At 71.2% G+C, this 21669-nt stretch carries 17 protein-coding genes and 1 pseudogene; 6 read left to right on the forward strand and 12 right to left on the reverse strand.

Annotated elements, in window-relative coordinates; translation table 11 throughout:
• A pseudogene (locus ACWCQ1_RS15420) lies at positions 1 to 95 on the forward strand (carbohydrate ABC transporter permease); the annotation flags it as partial.
• 57 nt (positions 96 to 152) lie between these two features.
• Here ACWCQ1_RS15420 and ACWCQ1_RS15425 read toward each other — a convergent pair.
• Positions 153 to 1031 carry an alpha/beta fold hydrolase gene (locus ACWCQ1_RS15425; RefSeq protein WP_358602443.1) on the reverse strand — a complete coding sequence of 293 codons (879 nt, stop codon included), beginning with the start codon at positions 1029 to 1031 and terminating at the stop codon, positions 153 to 155.
• 128 nt (positions 1032 to 1159) lie between these two features.
• Here ACWCQ1_RS15425 and ACWCQ1_RS15430 point away from each other — a divergent pair, with 128 nt between their 5' ends.
• Positions 1160 to 3085, forward strand: coding sequence for an AfsR/SARP family transcriptional regulator (locus tag ACWCQ1_RS15430; protein ID WP_451026681.1), 1926 nt, complete (start codon positions 1160 to 1162; stop codon positions 3083 to 3085).
• 53 nt (positions 3086 to 3138) lie between these two features.
• Here the strand turns inward: ACWCQ1_RS15430 and ACWCQ1_RS15435 are convergent, their stop codons facing one another.
• The 7 genes from ACWCQ1_RS15435 to ACWCQ1_RS15465 form a co-directional block, all read right to left on the reverse strand.
• On the reverse strand, positions 3139 to 4176 hold the full coding sequence (locus ACWCQ1_RS15435; protein ID WP_133049819.1) for a cation diffusion facilitator family transporter: 1038 nt from the start codon (positions 4174 to 4176) through the stop codon (positions 3139 to 3141).
• A 195-nt stretch (positions 4177 to 4371) separates the two neighbouring features.
• Positions 4372 to 6219 carry an RICIN domain-containing protein gene (locus ACWCQ1_RS15440; protein WP_451026682.1) on the reverse strand — a complete coding sequence of 616 codons (1848 nt, stop codon included), beginning with the start codon at positions 6217 to 6219 and terminating at the stop codon, positions 4372 to 4374.
• A gap of 38 nt (positions 6220 to 6257) precedes the next feature.
• On the reverse strand, positions 6258 to 7991 hold the full coding sequence (locus tag ACWCQ1_RS15445; RefSeq protein WP_358602451.1) for an amylo-alpha-1,6-glucosidase: 1734 nt from the start codon (positions 7989 to 7991) through the stop codon (positions 6258 to 6260).
• Positions 7992 to 8081: 90 nt separating this feature from the next.
• Positions 8082 to 8906, reverse strand: a complete 825-nt coding sequence (locus ACWCQ1_RS15450; RefSeq protein WP_358602454.1) for a carbohydrate ABC transporter permease — start codon at positions 8904 to 8906, stop codon at positions 8082 to 8084.
• The gene (locus tag ACWCQ1_RS15455; protein ID WP_133049815.1) at positions 8903 to 9886 is read right to left on the reverse strand and encodes a carbohydrate ABC transporter permease; all 984 of its coding nucleotides are present in this window, start codon (positions 9884 to 9886) and stop codon (positions 8903 to 8905) included. The genes ACWCQ1_RS15450 and ACWCQ1_RS15455 overlap by 4 nt, the downstream gene beginning before the upstream one ends.
• 10 nt (positions 9887 to 9896) lie before the next feature.
• The gene (locus ACWCQ1_RS15460) at positions 9897 to 11144 is read right to left on the reverse strand and encodes a sugar ABC transporter substrate-binding protein (protein WP_358602460.1); all 1248 of its coding nucleotides are present in this window, start codon (positions 11142 to 11144) and stop codon (positions 9897 to 9899) included.
• Positions 11145 to 11276: 132 nt separating this feature from the next.
• Complete coding sequence (locus tag ACWCQ1_RS15465; protein ID WP_358602463.1) at positions 11277 to 12290, reverse strand: LacI family DNA-binding transcriptional regulator; 1014 nt, start codon at positions 12288 to 12290, stop codon at positions 11277 to 11279.
• 293 nt (positions 12291 to 12583) lie between these two features.
• Between ACWCQ1_RS15465 and ACWCQ1_RS15470 the strand changes: the two genes are divergently transcribed.
• On the forward strand, positions 12584 to 12880 hold the full coding sequence (locus tag ACWCQ1_RS15470; protein WP_451026683.1) for a hypothetical protein: 297 nt from the start codon (positions 12584 to 12586) through the stop codon (positions 12878 to 12880).
• 245 nt (positions 12881 to 13125) lie between these two features.
• The gene (locus ACWCQ1_RS15475) at positions 13126 to 14892 is read left to right on the forward strand and encodes a glycoside hydrolase family 15 protein (RefSeq protein ID WP_451026684.1); all 1767 of its coding nucleotides are present in this window, start codon (positions 13126 to 13128) and stop codon (positions 14890 to 14892) included.
• Positions 14893 to 14962: 70 nt separating this feature from the next.
• Here the strand turns inward: ACWCQ1_RS15475 and ACWCQ1_RS15480 are convergent, their stop codons facing one another.
• From ACWCQ1_RS15480 to ACWCQ1_RS15490, 3 genes are all read right to left on the reverse strand, one after another.
• Positions 14963 to 15943, reverse strand: a complete 981-nt coding sequence (locus ACWCQ1_RS15480; protein WP_451026685.1) for an alpha/beta fold hydrolase — start codon at positions 15941 to 15943, stop codon at positions 14963 to 14965.
• A gap of 288 nt (positions 15944 to 16231) precedes the next feature.
• The gene (locus tag ACWCQ1_RS15485; protein ID WP_358602474.1) at positions 16232 to 16852 is read right to left on the reverse strand and encodes a hypothetical protein; all 621 of its coding nucleotides are present in this window, start codon (positions 16850 to 16852) and stop codon (positions 16232 to 16234) included.
• A 101-nt stretch (positions 16853 to 16953) separates the two neighbouring features.
• Positions 16954 to 17922 carry a Dyp-type peroxidase gene (locus tag ACWCQ1_RS15490; RefSeq protein WP_358602477.1) on the reverse strand — a complete coding sequence of 323 codons (969 nt, stop codon included), beginning with the start codon at positions 17920 to 17922 and terminating at the stop codon, positions 16954 to 16956.
• 662 nt (positions 17923 to 18584) lie between these two features.
• Here ACWCQ1_RS15490 and ACWCQ1_RS15495 point away from each other — a divergent pair.
• Positions 18585 to 19010: a hypothetical protein gene (locus ACWCQ1_RS15495; RefSeq protein ID WP_451026686.1), complete on the forward strand. Its 426-nt coding sequence runs from the start codon at positions 18585 to 18587 to the stop codon at positions 19008 to 19010.
• A gap of 7 nt (positions 19011 to 19017) precedes the next feature.
• Here the strand turns inward: ACWCQ1_RS15495 and ACWCQ1_RS15500 are convergent, their stop codons facing one another.
• Complete coding sequence (locus ACWCQ1_RS15500) at positions 19018 to 19497, reverse strand: ATP-binding protein (RefSeq protein ID WP_133049809.1); 480 nt, start codon at positions 19495 to 19497, stop codon at positions 19018 to 19020.
• 238 nt (positions 19498 to 19735) lie between these two features.
• On the opposite strand from ACWCQ1_RS15500, the gene ACWCQ1_RS15505 reads away from it, so the two are divergent.
• Positions 19736 to 21649, forward strand: coding sequence for a glycoside hydrolase family 15 protein (locus ACWCQ1_RS15505; protein WP_358602484.1), 1914 nt, complete (start codon positions 19736 to 19738; stop codon positions 21647 to 21649).
• Positions 21650 to 21669: the final 20 nt, after the last annotated feature.

Raw genomic sequence — 21669 nt, forward strand, 5'->3', positions numbered from 1 at the left:
GCGCCCTCCTCACCGCCATCCCCACCCTCATCGTCTACTTCGTCCTGCAACGCCAGTTCGTCAGCGGCCTCACCCTCGGCGCCAACAAGGGCTGAGTCACAGGGCGTTCAGCAGGGGCCGCGTGGCGCCGCCCCTCACGGGTGGGCCGGCGATCATCGTTTCAGCAGGCTCAGGATCAGCGTGGTGATGTCCTCCGGCGCCTCCTCCGCCATGAAGTGGCCCGCACGGGTGGTGAAGTGCTGGAGGTCGGTGGTCCACGGACGCCAGATCGCCGTGGCGTCGAACCCCAGCTGCCGTCCCCAGTCCTGCTGGATCACCGTCACCGGCATCGTGAGCCGGTTGCCGGCGTCGAGGTCGGCCTGGTCGTGTGCGATGTCGACGGTCGCCGTGGCGCGGTAGTCCGCGACGATCGACGGAACGGCGTTCCGGCAGGCACGCAGGTACTCGGCGCGCACGTCGGCCGGGATCGCGTCGGAGCTCGTGGCCCAGACGTCGAGGAAGTGGCCGAAGAACGCGTCGGCGCTGCTCGCGATCATCCGCTCGGGCAGGCCGGGCGGCTGCGCCATCAGATACAGGTGGAAGGCCACCGCCGCGCCCACCCCGTGCAGGACGTTCCAGGTGTCCAGCGTGGGGACGATGTCCAGCAGGCCCAGGTGGCTGACCCGGTCGGGGTGATCGAGACCGGCCCGGAAGGCCACGTGCGCGCCGCGGTCGTGCCCGACGAGGGCGAACCGCTCGCACCCCAGGGCGTCGGCCAGACGGACGACGTCCGCGGCCATCGTCCGCTTCGCGTACGTGTCCTCGGTGACCGCCTCCGGTTTGCCGCTGGCGCCGTAGCCGCGCAGATCGGGACAGATCACGGTGTGCCGCTCGGCCAGGGCGGGAGCGACGTGCCGCCACATCAGATGCGTCTGGGGAAAGCCGTGCAGCAGGACGATCGCCGGCCCCTCGCCGCCGACCGCCGCGTTCAGCTCGATCCCGTCCGCCCCTGCGAACGACCGGGTCTCGAACCCCGGGATGGTGATGCTCATCGGTGCCGTCTCCTTCTCCCGCGTCCGAAGCCGTGAGCCACCGCGGCTCACCGGTCGGTGCGGGGACGAGAAGAGCCTCGGCGAGGCCGGTCAGCAGTGGGTCAGCGCCCGCCGATGACAATGGATGCATGAAGATCGTGGTCAGGGTGCTCGGTCCGATCGAGGTCACGGATGCCGAGGGCCGCCCGCTGCCGGTGGGCAGTCGGCGCCGCCGTGAGCTGCTGGGCCGGCTGGTCGCGGCCCGCGGCAGGGCCGTCCCGCTGGCGGTGCTGGCCGACGATCTCTGGGCGGACCCTCCGTCCACCGCGGCCGGGACGATCCGTACGTTCGTGGCCGAGGTGCGGCGAGCCCTCGAGCCGGATCGTCCCCGGCGAGGCCGTTCGTCCGTCATCGAGACCGTCGGCAGCGGATACGCCCTGCGCGTTCCGCGGACGGACATCGACGCCCACCGGTTCGAGGACGCCCTTCGCACGGTGGCCGACGTACCGGACGGCCAGGTCGTCGACGTGCTCGGCGAGGCGCTCACCTGGTGGCGGGGGGAGCCGTACGGAGACCTCGACTCCTCGCCCTGGTTGACCTCGGAGCGTGCCCGGCTGGCCGAACTGCACAGCCAGGCCGTCGAGTTGCGGGCCCGGGCCCTGCTCGACCTTGGACGAGGCGCCCCGCTCGTCCCGGAACTGGAGGCTTTCACCGCCGCGCACCCTTGGCGGGAGCATCCCTGGGGACTGCTGTCCCACGCGCTCTACCAAGCAGGCCGCCAGGTCGACGCGTTGGCGGTCCTGCGTGACGCACGAGCCCGGCTCCTCGAGCAGTTCGGGCTCACCTCGGCGGACGGCCTCGACCATCTCGAACGTGACATCCTCCGGCAGGCTCCCCATCTCACGCCCGCGTCGCGGGACGAGGACCGGTGGCGCCTGCTGACCCGCACGGAGGCGACGGGGACCTACACGCGGCTGCGCACGATGAGCACCGTCGCCGGTGCCGCCGCGATCACCGGGGGCACCAACCTGGTCCTGGCCCAGGAACAGCGCGCCGCGGCCGTCGCGGAGGCGGAACGGACGGGCGATGCCGCCCTCACCGCCCGGGTCATCGCGGCGTACGACGTCCCCACCGTCTGGACGCGCGCCGACGACGCCGTACGCGCCGAGGCGCTGGTCACGACCACCCGCCGCACCCTGCGGCGGCTCGGACCGCAGGCGCCGGCCGCGCTGCGGGCACGGCTGCTGGCCACCCTGGGGCTCGAACATCGCGGGAGCCGGGACCGCTGGGCCGCCGAGGCCGCGACCGAGGCCGAGCGTCTCGCCCGGGAGCTGCACGACCCGAGCCTGCTGGTGCTCGCGCTCAACGCCCGTTTCGTGCAGTCCTTCCAGCGTCCCGGGCGCACCGCCGAACGGGACGCCATCGGCGGCGAGCTCATCGACGTCGCCACGCGGCACGACCTCCCGTTGTTCGAGATCCTCGGCCGGCTGATCCGGATCCAGGTCTGCGCGGCCCGCGGTGACGCCGAGACCGCGCACCACCACGTCGTCACCGTGGAGCGGCTCGCCGACCGTCACGAGACGCCCCTGGTCCACGTCCTCACCGCCGGGTTCCGGACGATGCTGCTGGCGGCGCGATCGAGCGACCCCGCGGAGGTCGCCCACGCCTATCGCGGCCTCGCCGCCGATCTCGCGGGGGCCGGTATGCCCGGAGTGGAGGCGGGCCTGTTCCCGCTGGCGCTGCTGTCGGTCCGCATCCGCCATCGGCGCCCCGCACCGACCGACCCCGGCCTCGACTGGGGTCCGTACCGACCATGGGTCCAGCCGCTCCTCGACCTCGCCCGCGGCGACCGTACGGCGGCCCACCGAGCCGCCGCCGCCCTGCCCGTACCTCCTGCCGATCACCTGTACGACTCGCTGTGGGCCGTGAACGCCCATACGGCCACCCTGCTGGGGGACGGCTCACTCGCCGCCCGGTCGCGGGAGGCCCTGTCGCCCCTGCGCGGCGAGATCGCGGGCGGTGTGACGGCCATGGTCACGTTCGGGCCCGTGGACGACATCCTGCGGCGCGGATGAGCCGTCCGTGCGCCGGTCGGACCGCGTAGGCCCGGACCGCCGCGGGCCCCGGGTCAGTGGTCGTGCGGGCCCGGGCGGTGGACCGGGCCGTGGGCGTCGTCGCAGTGTTCGGGGGCGTCCGCGGTGGGGGCGGTGATCTGCAGCAGGGTTCCGGCTCGGGCTCCCTCGCCGAGGTGGTCGACCTGGAGCGTGGTGTGGGTGATGCCGTGGTCGTGGCGCAGCAGGTCCTCCAGGTCGCGGCGGACGGCGTGACAGTCGCCGCCGGGTTCGACCAGGACGTGCGCGGAGAGCGCGGACTGGCCGGAGGTGATCTGCCAGACGTGCAGGTCGTGCACCTCGACGACGGACCGCTGGGCGACGAGCTGGTCGCCCACGGCATCCGGGTCCATGCCGGCGGGCGCCGCCTCCAGGAAGATGCGGCCGGACTCGCGCAGCAGCCCGTAGCCGGCCTTCACCATGAGGGCGACCACCACGAGGGTGGCGATGGGGTCGGCGCGGTCGAAGCCGGTCAGGACGACGATCAGGGCGGCGACGGCGGTGCCGACGAAGGCGAACAGGTCGTTGAGGATGTGCTGGTAGGCGCCCTCGACATTGAGGGAGCTGCGGTTGGCCCGGGAGATGCACCAGGTGGCGACCACGTTCACGGCGATGCCGGTGAGGGCGGTGGCGAGCATCAGGCCGCCCTCGACCTCGGGCGGGCTGATCAACCGCCGTACCGCCTCGTACGCCAGCCAGGCACCCAGCAGGAGCAGGGTCAGGCCGTTGGCCTGGGCGGAGAGGATCTCGGCGCGCTTGAGGCCGTAGGTGTAGCCGCCGCGGGCCGGGCGGGCGGCTAGGCGCATCGCGATCAGCGCGAGGACGATGGAGGCGGCGTCGGTGAGCATGTGCGCCGCGTCCGAGATCAGGGCCAGGGACCCGGCGATGACACCGACGACGACCTCGACCGCCATGAAGGCCGCGATCAGGGTCAGGGCGATGCCCAGCCAACGGCGGTCCGCGTCCGCCGACACACCGTGGGAGTGCCCGCCGTGCCCGTGCCCGCCGGCCTCGTGGTCGTGCCCCGGCCCGTGACCGTGGCCGTGATCGCTCATGTCGTACGCCTTCCCCCTCGCGGCGGGTGTCCTCGCCGCAGTGAAACTCATGGTGCAGCGAATCACCAAAGGCTGCACCGGTGACCGTTGTCATCATCGTTAAGATGTCGCTGACCTGGGGGAATGCAGGGCGTCTCGGTGGGGATGGGATCGGTTTCCATGAGCGGCGGACCGGGCTGTCCGCGCGGGCGGGTCTCAGCCGGTGATGCCGGAGAGGCGCCAGATCTGGTTCTTCTTGGTGGCGAGGGCGCTCGCGGGATCGCAGGTCCACTGGTGGATCGGGGCGCCGGCCGTGGTGGAGACGTTGCTGACGTCGACGCACTTGCCGCTGTGGACGGCGACCAGCTGGTAGTCCTTGCCGTTGCCGAGCGCGGTGACGGGGTTGAGGGTGAACTGCTGGTTGGTGCCGCCGTTGCAGGTGTACTGGATGACGGCGGCGCCGTCGGCGGTGGAGGCCCCGGAGACGTCGAGGCACTTGCCGCTGAGCTCGTCGACCACGGTGTAGGTGTTGGCCTTGCCGCCGACCGGCTTGAGGTCGAGCATCTGCTGGTAGCCGCCCTCGCAGTACCACTGCTGGTACTGGGTGCCGTTGGCGGTGCTCAGGTTGGTGTCGTCCAGGCACTGGCCGCTGTTCTCGCTGACGGCGACCGTGGAGACGGTGGTGTTGGACGGCGGGAGCAGGGTGACGGTGTAGCCGTCCTTGGCGTTGGACCAGGGGATGGCGACCGAGGCCGCGTTGTTGCCGACGCTCAGCGTGGTGTCGGAGACCGTCTCGGGTCCGGCGACGGCGGCGCCGTTGTTGTAGGGGACGCGCTGGACGACCGCGCGGACCTTGCCGCTCTCCACGACCGACGTGGTGTTCAGTCCGGTGAGGTTGACGGTGACCGTGCCGGTGTTGCCGCTGCTGCCGAGCAGGATCTTCGCGTTCTTCGCGGTGTTGTCCTTGACGGCGAGGCCGTCGGTGCCGGTGCCCGGGACCAGGTTGACGATGTTGCCGGTCTGGGAGCCGTAGTAGCGGTACATGAACCACTCGCCCAGCGGCAGGTACTGGCCCGCGCTGTTCTTGGTGAGCAGGTTGGCCTCGTCGTCGTGCAGGTGGGTGCCGGAGGCCCAGTTGCCGCGCAGGCCGTCGGCGCCGGCGCGCTCCAGACGGCCGATGAACCAGGCGCCGCCGCCCGGGGACTGCATGGACAGGGTGGCGTACTCGTTGATCTGGTACGGCCGCGTGTTGGTCAACCCGGCTGCCGCGAGGGTGGAGTTGGCGCGGCCGACGTCGGTGGCGGGGTCACCCGGTTCGTCGTGCCAGCTGTAGATGTCGGGGGCGACGTTGTTGGCCTTGACGTAGGTCAGGTAGGTGGTCCACCAGGTGTTGGACGGGTTCAGCTGGCCGGCGATGCTGGGGCCGACGATGAGCTGGTTCGGGAACGCGGCACGCACCCTGGCGTAGAAGCGCGACCACATCTGCAGGTACTGCGCCTGCGAGGGTTTCCAGAAGCCGCTGCCGTCGGGCTCGTTCCACAGGTCCCACTCGACGGTCATGTTGTTGGCCTTGACGTCGCCTATGAGCTGGGTGACGAAGGCGTCGAACTGCGTCCAGTCACCGTTGTCGCCGGGCCAGCCCTGGCTGGTGGTGCCGTCGGCGCCCCACAGGTCGTGCGGGAGCAGGACGAAGGTGCCGCCGAGGGCGGTCGTGCGCTTGTACTGGGCGAGGGTCGAGTTCCAGCGGGTCTGGTAGTCGGCGAGGCTGGTGGCGTAGCCGCCGCTGTTGAGCTGTGCGCCGCCGGCCCGCATGAAGTGCCACTTGATGTCCTTGAAGAAGTGGTCCTGCGGGAGTGAGCCGGCGGGCGTCATGCCGTAGATCGTGCCGGAGGCGTGGTAGGCGGGGGCGCCGCCCGCGGTGGCGAAGTCGACGGTGACGGCGGTGTCGGCGGCCCGGGAGGGGGCGGCGGGGATCAGGGTCGTGGCCAGGGCGGCCAGGAGGACGGCGACGGACGAGACGGCTCGGCGGGTGGCGGGTCTGGTACGTGTCCTGGGCGAAGGCATGGTGCGGCTCCTACGGGGAGGGGGTGAGAGGCGGCCGGTCAGCCGTCTCGGTGTGCGTGTGCTTCGGCCAGCAGGAGGTAGCTGCTGGCGGTCCAGGTGTAGGCGCGGTCGCGCAGGCCCGTTCCGGTGAGGGCATCGAAGTTCTCGGCGAAGCCGTGGGTCTCGCACAGGGCGCGGAAGCGGGCGCTGATGTCGTCGGCCAGCCGGTGGTGGCCGGCGCGGCGCAGGCCGTCCTCGACGAGGACGGTGGCGGGGGCCCAGATCGGGCCGCGCCAGTAGCCGTCGGCGAGGTAGTGCGGTGAGGTGGGCAGTTCGGTGGCCAGGCCGTGCGGTGTCAGATGGGCCTTGATGCGGTCGGCCAGCGCGCTGCCGATCTCGGCGGGCAGGTGCTCGCCGAGCACGACGGGCATCAGGTCGAGCAGGCAGTCGCTGCTCCAGGTGTCCCCGGTGGCGGCCGAGCGGGTGACGAACCTGTCGCCGCTCCAGAGCTGGTCGAGCAGTGCCGTCTGGGTCCCCGCGGCCGCTTCGGTCCACCGGCGCGCCTCACCATCCCTGCCCAACTCCCCCGCCAGAGCGGCGAGTTCATGCATCTGAAGGATCAGGAAGGCGCTGAGGTCGGCGGTCACGACGACCCGCTCGGGGTCGAAGGTGGTGGCGTTGTCCCAGCCGCTGTCATTGCCGTGCTGGTAGTGGGGAAGGCGGGCGCCGGGGGCGCGTCTGGCGGTCAGCCAGAAGTCGGTCCAGCGCCTCAACCTGTCGTACGTCTGCGCCAGTTGCTGCCCGCTGGGAGGCGCGGGCAGTCGTCGGCACAGCTGGGAGAAGGCCCAGCCGTGGATGGGAGGTTTGACGAAGTTGTACAGCACCTCCGAGTGGGTCACCGAGTCGGGCAGGGCGCCGCCGGCCTCCTGGTGGTCGAAGGGCAGGGCGAACTGGTCCAGGGCCAGTTCGGGGCAACCGGGTGCCAGAGCCAGGGCGTTGAAGCAGTGGTCCCAGCTCCAGACCTTGTCCATCCAGTGCTTGGACATCAGGACGGCGGGCCGGGTGACCAGGCCGGCCGGCCGTACGGTCGCCGACCAGACGACGTAGGCGGCGAGTTCGGCGGCCGGAGTGTCGCTCGTCCGCCAGGGGGCCACCGCGTCCAGGAAGGCGGCGAACGAGCGCCCCGCGGACTCCACGACGTCGTCGAAGGCCGCCCGGGACCTGTACGGCGGGCGGGAGGTGTCGAGTTCCTCGATCGCGATCTCCCAGGTGCCGTCCGCTCCCCCGGTCACGGTGAGTCCGCGGTCGGCGCCGCCCAGGGCCTGGGATCCGGTCGCGCCGGCGAGCGTGCCGGACAGCACGGTGACGCGGTAGCGGCGTCCTGTCTCGTACGACGTGAACACGTGCGCGTCCGCCGCCGGGTCGTGGAAGAAGTACGTCCCGCTGAACGGGGTGAGGCTGTGTGCGGCGGCGAGGACACCGATGCCGGGGCCGCTCCCCCGCAGGCGGACAGTGTCCGGTGACTCGTAGGCGAGGTCGATGTGTCCGCTGTCGGCGTGCCAGGTGAGCAGGCCGGGTGTCGCCTCGACACGGGTGGGGGCCCGGTCGGCGGTGGCCGGGTCGACGGGCATCAGGCGCAGGACGGCGTGCATGCCGTTCTGGTGCGAGACGAGGTGGAGGTCCTCGGCGTACGTCTTCTCCGCCACCACGGGAGAGACGTCGAACCAGGATCCGTAGGTGCTGAAGGGGATGTCTCGGACGGAGAAGGCCGGGCCGGAGAGGGCGGCGGTCATGAAGGCTGACTCGTTTCTGGAGCGGGAAGGCAGCGGTCGCTGACGTACTAACGCCTCGGCCGTCGTGATGGGCTGTGGGCTCTTCGGGGCTCAGTCCTTGACGGCGCCGGCGGTGACGCCCGCGGCGACGTAGCGCTGGGCGAGGACGAGGATCACCGCGGCGGGCAGCGAGGCGACGACGGCGGTGGCCATGATGGCGTTCCACTGCTGGTTGTTGTTGCCGATGTAGTGGTAGATGCCGAGGGTGATCGGCTCATGGGTGCCGCCGTTGACGAGGGTGCTGGCGAAGACGAAGTCGGACCAGGACCACAGGAAGGCGAACAGGGACACGGTGACCACGGCGTTGCGGCTCATGGGCAGCACGACCGACCAGAAGGTGCGCAGGGCCTGCGCCCCGTCCACCTGCGCGGCCTGGAGGAGTTCGCCCGGGATGCCGGACATGAACGCGGTGAAGATCAGCACCGAGAAGGGGACGGCCAGGGTGGAGTCGGCGACGATCAGGCCGGGGACGGACTGGAGCAGGCCGAGCTGGAGGTAGATGGCGTAGAAGCCCATCGCCATGATGATGCCGGGGATCATCTGGGCGGCCAGCAGCACGAAGCTCAGGATGCCGCCGCCGCGCGGGCGCAGCTTGGCCAGCGCGTAGCCGGCGGGGGCGGACAGGGCGACGGTCAGGACGACGGTGCCCAGGCCGATGACGAGGCTGGTGCCGAGGTAGGGCAGTTGCTCGTCGAGGACGGTGCGGTAGCCGGTCAGGGTGCCGTGCAGGGGGAGCAGGTCGGGCGGGCTCTTGCGCATGTCCTGGTCGCGGGTGAGGGAGACGTTGACCATCCAGTAGACCGGGAACAGCATGATCGCGGTCAGTACGACACCGATCGTGGTCTTCACCCACGTACGCCTGCGTACGCCGCTCATGACAGGGCCTGCCTTCTCTGCACCCGGACGTAGACGAGGCCGAAGACCAGGGCGGCGACCACGAGCAGGTTGCCGACGGCCGCGCCCGGTCCGAAGGCGGGCAGCAGGTTGCCGAAGCCGAGCTGGTAGGACCAGGTGGCGAAGGTGGTCGAGGAGTCCGCAGGACCGCCCTTGGTCATGATCCAGATGATGTCGAAGACCTTGAGCGTGTAGACCAGCCCGAGGAGCAGGGTGATCGCGGAGACCGGCCGCAGCAGCGGGAAGGTGATGGACCAGAAGCGCCGCCAGGCTCCGGCCCCGTCGAGGGCGGCGGCCTCGTACAGGCCCGCCGGGATGGACTGCAGTCCGCTGTGGAGCACGACCAGGTTGAACGGGACCCCGATCCAGATGTTCGCGATGATCACCGAGGTGAGCGACCAGGACGGCGAGGTCAGCCAGTTCACCGGCCCGATGCCGACGGCGTGCAGGACGGCGTTGACGACGCCCGACTCGCTGTTGAGCATCCACGACCAGGTGGAGGCCGACACGATCAGCGGCAGCAGCCAGGGGACGAGGAACAGGGCGCGCAGGGTGGCCGAGAGCCGGAAGTGCTGGTTGAAGAAGACCGCGAGGGCGAGCCCGATGGCGTACTGGAAGAGCAGGCACACGGCGGTGAAGACGGCGGTGTGCAGCAGGGCGGGAGCGAAGGTCGGGTTGTCGAAGACGGTGCGGTAGTTCGCCAGGCCGGTGAAGGGGGCGTCGCCCTGGACGAAGGAGCGGACGGTGTAGTTGCGCAGGCTGAGGTCGAGGTTGCGGTAGAGCGGATAGGCGTAGAAGAGGGCGAGGTAGAGGGTCACGGGGGCGAGGAATCCCCAGGCGGCCCACTGGGTGGAGGTGGGCCGGGGGCGTTTCCCGCGGCGGGCGGGGGGCGGGGCGGTGGCCGCCGCCCCATCCCGGACGGGCACGGACCGGTGGTCCGGCGGACGGGTCGTCTGCTTCACGGTGCTCACGTCACTTGGCCGCGGCCTGAGCGGAACTGAGCGCGTCCTTGGGTGACTTGGAGCCGCTGAGGGCGGACTGGACGGCCTTCCACATCTGCTCGGAGATCTTGGGGTACTTGGTGCCGAGGTCGTCGCTGGTGCGGCCCTTGGCCGACTTGACCGCCTCGACCCAAGGCTTCAACTCGGCGTTCGCGGCGACCTGCTTGTCCTGGACCGCGCTGGTCGGGGCCACATAGGACAGGGTGGTGTCGGTGGTGTAGAGGTTGCCGGTGCTGGTGAGGCAGGTCGCCAGCTTCTGGGAGGTGGCGTAGCGGCCGGTGTCCTGCTGGACCGGGACGGTGACGAACTCGCCGCCGGTGGGGGCCGCGGCGTGGCCACCGTTCGCCCCCGGGATGGGCAGTACGCCGTAGTCGAGGCCGGCCTTCTTGGCGTTCGCGAGCTGCCAGGTGCCGTTCTCGCTGAACGCGTAGTCGCCGCTGGCGAACTCCTGCCAGCTGGTGGTCTGGGTGTTGTTGAGCACCGAGTTGGGGGCGTAGCCGTTCTTCAGCCAGTCCTTCCACAGGGTCAGCGCGGACACGGCCTGGGCGGAGTCGAGTTGGGTCAGCTCGGCGCCGGCGCCCCAGAACCAGGGCAGGAACTGGAAGCTGCCCTCCTCCGTGCCGATCGCTGAGAACGTGATGCCCTTCTTGCCGGCCTTCTTGACCTTCGCCAGGGCCGCCGTCAGTGAGGCCCAGTCCTTGACCGAGGCGATGTCCACACCGGCCGCCTTCAGGACCTTCTTGTTGTAGTAGAGGGCGAGGGTGTTGGCGCCGATCGGTGTGCCGTACGTCTTGCCGCCCGACTGCCCGGCGGCCAGCAGATTGGGGTCGACCTTCGAGGTGTCGAGCTTGTTGTCGGCGGTGGTGGTGAGCACGCCCGCCTCCGCGAGGGTGGAGACCACGGGGTTGTCGACGATGAGCACATCGGGCGAGTTGCCCTGCTGGGCGGCGAGGAGCGTCTTGTTGCCCAGGTCGCTGGTGTCGAAGCCGGTGCGCTTGACCTTGACGCCGGCCTTGGTGCCGCACTGGCCGAGCAGCTTCACCCAGGCCGAGCTCTGGTCGAACTGCGGGTAGGGGTCCCAGATGGTGTACGTGCCGCTGCCGGCGCCCTTGGTGTCGGTGCTGCCGGAGCCGGAGGAGCAGGCGGTGGCCGTGCCGGTGACGGCCAGCGCGGTGAGGGCGGCGGCGGTCAGACGGCGCTGTCTGGAGGGACTGTTCATGGCGGGAGGTCCTTTGTTCAGGGCATGCGGGTGCCGAGGCACGGGGTGGTGGGAGGTGAAACGGGCACGCCGAACAGCGCCGGCGGGCGATCGGCGATGGCGCGGGGTCCCGGGGTTACCCGGGGAAGGCGGTCAGGCGGCCGTGACGGGTCCGGTGCTGGCCCGCAGGGAGATCGGGGGTGCGAGGAGGTGGTGGCGGGGCGGCGCGTCGGGGTGGTCGAGCCGTTCCACGAGCAGGTCGACGGCGCGTCGGCCCATCTCCTCCGCCGGTACGTCGGCGGCGGTGAGCTGCGGGGTCACCGTCTCCGCCCAGCGGCCGGCCACGACCCCGGTGACGGAGAAGTCGCGCGGCACATGGCGGCCGGCCTGGGCCAGCCCCCGGTACAGGCCGCCCAGCGCGGCCTCGTTCAGCGTGACGAGGCCGGTGGTGGCGGGGTCGTCGTGCAGGAGCTGCTCCAGGCAGGCCTGGCCCGAGGCCGCGTCGTCCCCGCAGCAGTAGGTGCGTACGGTCAGGCCGCGTTCGGCCGCGGCCTTGGTGAAGCCGTCGAGACCGCGGAGGGCCGACTCGTATCCGGCGCGGAGCAGTTGCTGAGGTCGGTTGACGAAGGCGATCCGGCGGTGGCCGAGGTCGGCCAGATGATGGACGCAGGCCGCCGCGAGCGCGGTGTGGTCCAGGCCCACCCACCAGCCGCCCTCCGGATGGGCGGTGCGGCCGATGGCGACGGAGGGGAAGCCGAGGTCGGCCAGGTGGTCGACCCGGTCGTCCTCCAGCCTGATCTCCATCAGGATCGCGCCGTCGACCCGCCGCTCCCCCAGCAACCGCTGGAAGGAGCGGTCGCTGTCCACGCCGCTCGGGGAGAGCAGGACGTCGTAGTCGTAGGCCGCGGCAGCCTCCACCACGCTGCCGATGAAGTCCAGTTGCATCCCGGTGTAGTGGTTGCCGGCCGGGGGGAAGACCAGGCCGATGGTGCTGGTGCGGCCGTTGGCCAGGGCGCGGGCGCTGGCGTTGGGGCGGTAGCCCAGCTCGTCGATGACCTCCTGGATCCTGCGGCGGGTGTCGTCCGAGACCGGGCGCTTGCCGCTGAGCGCGTACGAGACGGTGCTGCGCGAGACACCGGCTCGCCGGGCGATCTCACCGATGTTCATGAGGGCTCCTAGGTCGAACCGGTTCGCCGGCGACCGATCGTCGAACCGGTTCGCGTGATGCGAAGGTAGGAACTGCCCGCAGGCGTGTCAACACCTCTCGACGCACTTGTTCTGCGCGGGCGTTGGCTGCCGAGAAGCTTGCGTTGAAGGGATTGCTGGTCAGGATCCTCGGTGCTAGTTTCCCGAACCGGTTCGATGGATTTGATCCGGCTGACCCGCCGAGGAACCGTCCCCGGCTTCCCCAGAAGTACGGGCCTCCCCCCCCTGATGAGCCGCTCGCCCCTCCGACCCCCTTGATCGAACCGGTTCGACGCATTCCGACACTCGACTTCAAGGATCGAGGACGCGATCCATGTCATCCGCGACAGATCCGGCCCTCGCCGGCCGCGACCGCCGTAGCGCTGGCGCTCGGCGCGGGCCTGCTGGCCGTACCGGCCGCACCCGCCCAGGCCGGCGGCCTGCCGCAGTCCACCGCCACGGGCGGCACGGGGACCACCGGAATCGGCGGGATCGACGGGATCGGCGGCGACCCGGGCAGATCGTGCCCGGGGACTGCGGGTGGGCCGGTCGCCGGGCGCGGCATCGGGTGACGGAGTCGGGGAGAGTCGCGGCAGGGGGTTTCAAGTCGGGGAAGGCGGTCACTCCTCGTGCTGGCGGCCTTGCCCGGTGGCGCGGCGGGCCTGTCGCGGTGGCGCGTATCGCTGGGTGCACGAGGACGCGCGGCCGCGGTTCTTCCTGGGAGGCCCGCCGCGCGCACCGGGCAGGGCTGCCGTCGGGGCTCGGCTGTCCCGCACGGGCCGGCTCGCGGCCCGTCCGCCCGGAAAGACCCCGTTCCATGAACGACAGAGACGGTATGCCAGAGGACAAGGACATCTGCCCCCCGTGGGTCCTGCGCGAGTACGCCCTCCTCGCCGACGGCGAGCGGGGGGCGCTGGTGGATCCGCACGGACGGATCGTCTGGCTGTGCGCGCCGCGCTGGCACAGCGACGCGGTCTTCTCCTCCCTCATCGGCGGCAACGGCTACTTCGCGGTCGAGCCCGTGGACCGGTGGCGGGTGTGGGGCGGCTACTACGAGGACGGCACCCTCATCCGGGTCAGCCGCTGGGTGACGGCGGACAGCGTGATCGAGTGCCGCGACGCCCTGGCCATGCCGGCGTCCGCGGACCGACTGGTGCTGCTGCGCCGGATGCGTGTCGAACGCGGCCAGGCGCGCCTGCGGTTGTCGCTCGACCCCCGCCCCGGCTTCGGAACGGACCGGATGCGGGAGCCGCGCCTCCACGGGCGGACGTGGGCGGCCCGGGCGGGCGCTCTGCGGCTGCGGCTCCTCGGCGCGCACCGGGCGTCCTGGGACCCCGAGTCCGGACTGCGCGGGGAGTTCCGGCTGGGCGAGGGCGAGGAGCACGACCTCGTCCTGGAGCTCGCCACCGCGGATGCCGAGGACGCCCTGGACCCGGGTGAACTGTGGCGCCGTACGGAGGAAGAGTGGCGACGCGCGATACCGGACTGCTCCGCGCTGGTCGCGCCCCGCGACGCCTATGCCGTGCTGCGCGGCCTGACCAGTTCGTCGGGCGGCATGGTCGCCGCGGCGACCACGTCGCTGCCGGAACGGGCGAACACCGGCCGCACCTACGACTATCGCTTCGCCTGGCTGCGCGACCAGTGCTATGCGGGCCTGGCCGTCGCGGCCCACGGGCCCCATCCGCTCTTCGACAACGCCGTACGGTTCACCGCCGAGCGCGTGCTCGCCGACGGCGACGGCGTCCACCCGGCCTACACCGTGGACGGCGGTCCGGTGCCCAAGGAGCGGCGACTGCCGCTTCCCGGCTATCCGGGTGGCGGCGACCGCGTCGGGAACCATGCGGCCAACCAGTTCCAGCTCGACACCTTCGGCGAGGCGCTCCAGCTGTTCGCCGCCGCGGCCCGCCTCGACCGGCTCGACCGGGACACCGAGCGCGCGGTGGGAGTGGCGCTGGACGCGGTGCAGGCGCACTGGAAGCGGCCCGACGCCGGCCTGTGGGAGCTGGAGGACCGCTGGTGGACCCATTCCCGGCTGAGCGTGGTGTGCGGGCTGCGCCGCATCGCGGAGGTCATGCCCGGGCCGGTCGGCCGCCGCTGTGCCGAGACCGCCGACGTCGTATACGCCGAGACCCGCCGCCGCTGTCTGCGCCCCGACGGACGCTGGAGCCGGGCGGCGGACGACGACGGCCCCGAAGCGGCCCTGCTGCTCCCCCTGGCCCGCGGCTGCCCGCCCGCCGACGACCCCAGCAACGCGATCACCCGCGCCTACGTCGAGGAAGCTCTGGCGGAGGACGGATACCTGTACCGCTTCGACCACCCCGGCATCCCGCTCGGCGAGGCCGAGGGGGCCTTCCTGCTGTGCGGGTTCACCATGGCGCTGGCGACCCACCATCTCGGCGACCGGGAAGGCGCGCTGCGCTGGTTCGAACGCACCCGGTCGGCATGCGGACCGTCCGGGCTGTTCGCGGAGGAATACGACGTACGACAGCGCCAGTTGCGCGGCAACCTGCCCCAGGCCTTCGTCCACGCGCTGCTGCTGGAGTGCGCGGTACGGCTGAAGGACGCCTCCGGCACCGAGCGCTGAGGCAGGACGGCACACCGGGTCGGAGGCCGTTCTCGGCGAGCGGTTACGGCCGACCCGGACCGCCAGTTGCCTATGGCGCGGCGGCGCGGGTGTGCGCGAGGGCTTCCACGGCCGCCGCGACCTGACGGGGGCTGGAGATCATGGTGAGGTGGCGGGCCCCGGGGATGAGGGTGGGCGGGGGTGCGCCGATACGACGGGCGGTCTGCCGCGGGGTCTGCTCGCTGAACACGTCGTCCTGGGCGCCGAAGACGACCGACTTGGGCATGTGGACGGCGGCGAGATGGGCCACCTGATCCGCGGGCAGGCCCGGCACGCCCTGGCCGAGCATGTCCCACAGCGCGGTCTCCGCCCCCGGCACCCGCAACGGCCGCCGCCACTCGTCCACTCCGGCCGCGTCCAGCCGCGGACAGGCCGGCCCGCACTGGGCGTCGTAGAAGGAACGGATGAGCCAGTCGACGCCGAGGCCGAGGCGCAGCAGGCTGGTGCGGTAGGGGTCGATCAGCAGGTACTTGAAGGCGGACGGCGGACCGGCGCCGGTGTTCAGGGCGTCCCCGTCGAGCAGCATCACGCCGGCCAGCCGGTCCGGGGCGCGCAGGGCCGCCTCCGTGACGACCGCGGCCCCGCTGGAGTGGCCCACCAGCAGGGGGCGTTCACCCGGCCCGCCCAGGTTCAGGGCGTCGAGGAAGCCCAGCAGCTGGCGGGTGAAGTGGTCGACGGTGTAGGGGCCACGGCGTTGGCTGTAGCCGTCTCCGGTCAGGTCCAGCGCGTAGACGCGGTGATCGCGGGCGAGGAGCGGCGCGAGGCGTGACCAGGTGTCCGCCTGCTCGAAGGCACCGTGGACGAGGACGACCGGCGAGCCGCTCGTGCCCCAGGTGCGGTACCGGGTGCGGACGTCGGCCGCCTGGACGTACCGCAGGCCCTGGGGAGGCGCGGCCCGCCCCGCCGTGAACGCGTTGAACACCAGCGAGGCCGTGGTGACGACGGCCAGCAGGACGGTGCAGGCGATCACCGCGCGCCGCATCCACCGCCTGAGTCGCGACTGACCCCGCACGGGTGTGCTCCCTACGGTGTCGGTGTCCGCCGGCCGGGGTTCGACATCCACGTACGCTTCCCTTCTCTCCCTGACCTCCGCTCCACAGCATCGCCCGGTCGGGGAGGGGGATCATCCACCGCAGGTCGTCATCCCGCGTACTCCCGTGGGCGTAAAGGCCCGTCCCCGAGACCCTCGCGTTCAGCCCGCCGTCCCGTAGACCCGGCGCCGGTCGAGGACGTTCGCGGTGACCGTGAGTCCCGCGGAGGCGGCCTCGTCGGGCTCAAGGAGCGGGTGGAGTGGGCGTTGTCAGTTCCAGCTGCCGAGGAAGCCCGAACTGAGCTGGGCGTCGCAGATGTTGTACCCGCCGGACGCGTGCCCCTTCTTCGTGTGGCCGTCGACCGTCACCGAACAGTTGATGTCGCCGGAACCCTGGAGCTGGGCCGTGACGGTGTAGTACATCGCGTCCTTGTGCAGCGGCAGCGTGGCCTTGAACTCGCCGTTCCTGAAGGTGCCCTTCCGGGTGTCGGAGTCGGAGCCGTAGCTGATGTCCAGCGGTCCGAGCGCACCGGCGGGTGCGGTTCCCCACACCTTGAAGGTGACGACCTTGCTGCCGGTCTTCTTGGTGTCACCGGTCTTCTGCCCACTGCCCGTGCCGGTGTCGCCCGCCGGCTTCCCGCCCGTCGACACGGAAGCCGTTGTCTTGGAATGGCCGGAACCGCCGGAGTTCTCCGAGCCGGAGCCGCCGCCCAGGGCCGCCGCGACGACGCCGATCACCACGACCAGGCCGACGATGCCGAGGCAGCCGAACCCGAGGATCCTTCCCACGCCCGTCTTCTTCGGCGGCTGCGGCGGGAACGGCGGCTGGCCGTAGGGCTGCTGAGGACCGCCCCAGCCGGGTTGCTGCGGCGGGTACTGCTGGTTGCTCATGGTTCCCCCTGAGTCAGATGCAGATCTGCTGAATGCGAGGTATGTGACTCGCAGGGGGCCGCGTGAGGTTGCCGTGGATCACGCGGTTCACTCGAAGGTGTTCAGCGGGAGTGCTCGGTGCCGGGCGGTTCGGGCAGGTCCTCGAGGAAGTCCGCCGTGGGGACGTGGAAGAGGGTTCCGGTCAGGGCGGTGGAGAAGTCGAGGATCCGGTCGTGCGGCGCGTCCGGGGTGCCCAGGAACATGCGCTCCAGCATCGTCTCCGTGACCCTCGGCGTACGGGCGTAGCCGATGAAGTACGTGCCGAACTCGCCCCGGCCGACGGTGCCGAAGGGCATGTTGTCGCGGAGGATCTCGTGCTCCGTGCCGTCGGCGTCGGTCACCTTGGCCAGGGCGGTGTGGGAGTCGGCCGGCTTGACGTCGTCGTCCAGCTCGATGTCGTTCAGCTTCGTCCGGCCGATGATCTTCTCCTGTGCCTCGACGGGGAGGGCGTTCCACGCGTCGAGGTCGTGCACGTATTTCTGCACGATGACGTAGCTCCCGCCCGCGAACTCCGGGTCCTCGTCCCCGACCAGGACGGCGGCGCCCGCTCCGGCTCCGACCGGGTTCTCCGTGCCGTCGACGAAGCCCAGCAGATCCCGTTTGTCGAGGTACTGGAAACCGTGCACCTCGTCCCGTACCGTCACCGCCCCGCCGAGCCGGGCCATGATCTCCGTGGCGAGCGCGAAGCACAGGTCCAGACGTGCGGCGCGCAGGTGGAAGAGCAGGTCACCGGGTGTGGCCACGGCGTGGTGCACGGGTCCGTGCAGCTCGCGGAAGGGGTGCAGCTCGGCCGGGCGGGGGCCTGCGAAGAGACGGTCCCAGGCCTCCGAGCCGATTCCGGTGACGCAGCTGAGCCTGCCCTCCGGCTCGGCGCGGAAGCCGACGGCACGCTGCAGGGAGCTCACCTGGGACAGCACGTCCCGGGTGAGGGCCTCACCGCCCGGGTCGATCGTGGCGACCAGGAAGATGGACGCGCTGGTGAGAGGGGACAGGACCGTCTGCGGAGTCGGTGCCGAGGCGTCGTAGGCCATGCGCGCTCCCCTTCCCGTCGTCGTCTGCGGTTCGGCGGCGGACGCACACCACGTCTTCTGCCGGAACGGAGGCGTCGGGGGCAGGGCCTCCTCGCTCCTCGCCGACTCTATGACCCGGAGGTCGCCACCGCAGCCGGACGGAGGGGAAGCGGGAGACCTCGTGATCTGGCACTGTCGGGACAGCACCGCCGCACAAGAAAGCTGGTGTAGCCCCGCGAGGTGGGGGTAGACGTGCGCCTGGCGGTCGGGAAGGGCTGTGACCTGGGGAGGTTGAGCAGCCCTTCCCGACCAACTTACTTCGGCGGCTCCGCCGTTGACCGGAGCGACTTCGACGTAGTCGATGTCCGGTGCCCAGGAGGAGGAGTTGGAGAACTTCTGGGTGTTGGTGCCGGAGTTGAGGGTGACGGTGGTCGGCAGGGTCCAGTAGTCGTTCCAGCTGTCGGTGTTGCGGAAGGTCAGCGTGGTGGCGCTGTCGCTGCCGATGTGGCCGACGTTCTTGCCGCCCGAGGCCCAGCTGTCCGACTGCGCCTTCGCCTGGCCGGCCAGAGTCGCGTTCTCCGCCTCGTACTTGGTGACGCCTGTGGTGTCACCGGAGCCGCGTCTACGGCCTCGGCCTGCGCCGGGACATCTGCCGGGAGATCCGCCGGTTCAAGCCCGACGCGGTGCTGGGCGGGGGGTATGCGGTCGAGGCGCCCTACGGCTTCGACCAGGCCGACCACCGTGCGGCCGGGCCGGCGACTCTCGACGCGGTGCGCGACGCGGGCAACCGGTGGGTCTTCCCGGAGCAGATCGACGACGAGGGCCTCGAGGCGCACACGGTGCGCCGGCTCCTCCTTCCCGGACTCCCCGGCTTCGGCGCGACCCACGGCGTCGAGGTCACGGGTGAGCCGCTGCGTCGCGGTGTCGCCTCGCTGGAGGCCCACGCCGCGTACCTGGCCGCCCTCCCGGACCATCCCGCGCCCGAGGACTTCATTCCGAAGATCACCGCGACGGGCGGCAGGGCCTTGGGCGTCGAGCACGCCGTCCTCTTCCGCGCCCACGACCCGCAGGCACCGCCGGACTTCCTCAATGAGGCCGGGCGGGAGTGACGCGAGGTCAGCCGACCTGATCGCCGACCACGTCGCCCACCGCGTTCTCGGTCAGCAGCACGGCCGCCATGATCCGCTTGCCCACGGGTTCGCGGTGCATTTCCAGGCTCCGGCACAGGGCCGTCACGATCTCCAGGCCGTGTTGGCCGACCCGGCCCGGATCCGTGGCCTGGACGAGCGGCAGCTGCGGTTCGCTGTCCCACACGGTCACCTCCACCGCCCCGTCGCCGACCTCCAGCGTCAGCAGGCACGGGCCCGGCGCGTACTTGTGGGCATTGGTCACCAGCTCGCTCACCACGAGCTGGACGGCGCCGACGGCGCGGGGTGAGACCGTCAGGCCGTGCAGGTCCTGGAGGTCGACGAGGAAAGAGCGGGCCAGGTCACGGGCTTCGGCGATCTCCTCGTGGCCCTCGAAGGCGACGGCGGCGGAGATCCGGCGCTCCAGCAGGGGTTGCGGACCCTCCTCGTCCTGCCCAGGCAGCTCCATACACAGTCCGCCTCACGTCCGAAGCGCCGCTTGCCCACCCCATCTACCCCCGGCGCATCACCACATTCGTCATATAGGTGAAATCTATTTGAGGTAATAGCCCCCAACGGGCCACGGCCCGCTTTCACCCGCGGTGGGTGATGTCCCCGGCATGGCGCGGCCGAAGACTTGTCGTGCACAGATCTGTGGCGGCTCCCGCCCTGCCGCCACGGCGTCCCGGACCCGGCAGGGGGATCACGTGAACCGGTACCCGCCCATCGCGGAACACGGCATGGTCGGCGACCTCCAGACCGCCGCCCTGGTGTCGTCCGGCGGAACCATCGACTGGTGGTGCACGCCTCGCTTCGACTCGCCCAGCGTCTTCGCCTCCCTCCTGGACGCCGAACGCGGCGGGCACTGCCATCTGGCCGCGGAGTTCCCGGACGGGAACTCCATGACCGTACGACAGCTGTACCTGTCCGACACGGCCATCCTGGTCACCCGCTTCATGGCTCCCGACGGAGTGGGCGAGGTCGCCGACTTCATGGTCCCGAACCCGTCCAGGACACCGACCGACGTGCATCAGCTGGTGCGGGTGGTCCGGGTCGTCCGAGGCCGGCTGCCCTTCGCCCTCACCTGCCGGCCGCGCTTCGACTACGGCCGCGGCAGGCACACCCTCTCGCTCGCCGACGAGCACTCCGCCGTCTTCCACGGCCCGGGCGCGGACCTGCATCTGCAGTCCACCGCCGGCATCGCTTTCCACGAGGACGGCGACGACGTCACCGCACGCTTCACGCTGCTCGCGGGCCAGGCCGCCGCCGTGGTGCTCACCAGCGCGCCCGGCGACTCTCCCGCTCCGCCCGTGCCCACGCTGGAGGGCGTCGGGGACGCCATGGAGACATGCCGCGCCTTCTGGCTCTCGTGGCTGCGTTCGTGCACCTACCGGGGCCGCTGGCAGGACATCGTGAACCGCTCGGCGATCACGCTCAAGCTGATGACGTACGCGCCGACCGGCGCCCCCATCGCCGCCGCCACCATGGGACTGCCCGAGCAGATCGGCGGTGAGCGCAACTGGGACTACCGCTACACCTGGGTCCGTGACGCGTCGCTGTCCGTGCGCGCGCTGATCGACCTGGGCTTCGAGGACGAGGCGTACGCCTTCCGTCGCTGGCTGCGCGATCGCATCGAGACCAGGGACCGGAGCTCGGGCGACCCGCTGCAGATCATGTACCGGATCGACGGCGACCCCCATCTGACCGAGGAGACACTCGACCATCTCGAGGGCTACCGGGGCTCCCGACCGGTGCGGGCCGGCAACGCGGCGGCCGACCAGCTCCAGCTCGACATCTACGGCGAGGCCTCCGACGCGCTGATCGTCGGCGGGGACATCGGAGCGATCCGCGGCTGGCATGCGCTGAGCGAGGTCCTGGACTGGCTCGCCGGGCACTGGGACCAGCCCGACGAGGGGATCTGGGAGACCCGTGGCGGACGCCAGGACTTCACCTACAGCAGGCTGATGACCTGGGTGGCGTTCGACCGCGGCGTCCGCGCCGCCGCCGAGTTCTCCCGCCCCGCCGACATCGCCGGCTGGACCGGCGCACGGGACGCCGTCTTCCGTCAGATCGTCGAACGCGGCTGGCACGACAAGCGCCAGGCCTTCGTGCAGCACTACGACACCGACGTCCTGGACGCCTCACTGCTGCTGATGCCGAGGGTCGGCTTCGTCTCGCCCCACGACCCCGACTGGCTCAGCACCCTCGACGCCATGGACGAGGAACTCGTCAGCGACAGCCTGGTCTACCGGTACGACCCGGCGGCCTCCCCCGACGGCCTGCGCGGTTCGGAGGGCACCTTCAACCTGTGCAGCTTCTTCTACGTCGAGGCACTCGCCCGCAGCGGCAGGCTCAACCAGGCCCGGTACGCCTTCGACAAGATGCTGACCTACGCCAACCACGTCGGCCTGTTCGCGGAGGAGATCGGACCCTCGGGCGAGCAACTCGGCAACTTCCCGCAGGCGTTCACCCATCTCGCCCTGGTCACCGCGGCCATGGCACTCGACGAGGAACTCGAGAAGGCCAAGACCGGACCCCGGCACGGCGACAGCGGCCACCCCGTCACCCATGGCCTCACGGTGCCCCACGCGGACACGGGCGGGGGCGGCACCGGTGGCTGAGACGGCCTCGGCGGCTCCGT

The sequence above is a fragment of the Streptomyces sp. NPDC002144 genome, from assembly GCF_053593695.1.